We start from the raw sequence: 937 nt of genomic DNA, 5'->3' as shown, positions 1-937 counted from the left end.
TATTGGACTCAGCAATTCATCGGGAATTGAGATCGTAAGAGGTGGCAGATTGCCGCCTCTTTTTTTAACCTATTTCCTTGGTTTGACTGGCGTTCCTTCTATTAAAGAGTTGCTTTCAATTATTTCTTGCGGTGTTGTTGGATTGTTATTACTCTCGTTGTCACAAGAAGTTGATGATGAAGATTAAGGTGGTGACAAAATGGGGGCATATGCTTCTCACCGATACATCAAAGCTTTTGATGATGCCGAAGCACACATTCGATATATTGGTTTTCGAGAACGCGAAGACAAATCAGAATCACTTGGATTATTTTCAGAACATTCCGACGTTTCCAACACAAACGAATTTATAGAATCATTGAAGGCTAAACGATTCAGCCATTCCGCTGTACCAACTATTCACACTGTACTATTTTCAATGTCGGGTGATGAGTGGAACAGGTCAGGATTTAAGCCTGGAGATTATCAAAAAATGATTCGTGAAGTAATGAAGGAATGGGAAATTAAAACCGGTTATCGCTTGGATTGGGTAGCTGCTGAACATCGTAACCCAAACCACCCTCACGCCCATGTTGCAATAAGGGCCGCTTACAAGGACAGGGACGGAGTGGAACATACACTCAAAATTTCAAATGAAGATAGGAAGTTCTTTCGCGAACAATTCCAAAAAACGAAAGAACGCGTAAGACCGTTCGACCCACCTCCCAGGGAATTTGATCATGACTTTTATCAGGACCGTGAATTTGAACGAGATCCAACTTTCAGCATCGACACTTCTTTCTTGGATAACTTCTTTTATCAGGTTAAACGAGAATTGGAACACGAAGAATGGGAACGAGAAATGGTTAAGAAAAAAGCCAATAACAAACAAAGGGAGAGATAATATGAAAAAATGTACTTTATGTAATTATGATAATTCAGAAACTGATGAAACTTT

2 protein-coding genes are annotated in these 937 nt (G+C 39.5%); both read left to right on the top strand.

All coding sequences use genetic code 11. The annotated features are described in order from the left end of the window. The coding region (locus tag N9I19_RS24945; RefSeq protein WP_317779364.1) for a hypothetical protein at positions 1-187 on the top strand (187 nt) is incomplete at its 5' end. A gap of 12 nt (positions 188-199) precedes the next feature. Next, positions 200-883 (top strand): hypothetical protein, encoded by a 684-nt coding sequence (locus tag N9I19_RS24940; protein ID WP_317779363.1) that lies wholly within the window; start codon positions 200-202, stop codon positions 881-883. Positions 884-937: the final 54 nt, after the last annotated feature.

The sequence above is a fragment of the Peribacillus sp. CSMR9 genome (assembly GCF_033141925.1).
GTDB lineage: Bacteria > Bacillota > Bacilli > Bacillales > DSM-1321 > Peribacillus > Peribacillus simplex_A.
Note: the sequence above shows the minus strand (reverse complement) of the source record. Positions and strands in the feature narration are given on the sequence as shown.

Excerpts from the sequence above, each read along its gene's own strand:
- N9I19_RS24940 (WP_317779363.1), top strand. The coding sequence starts at position 200 with ATGGGGGCATATGCTTCTCACCGATACATCAAAGCTTTTGATGATGCC.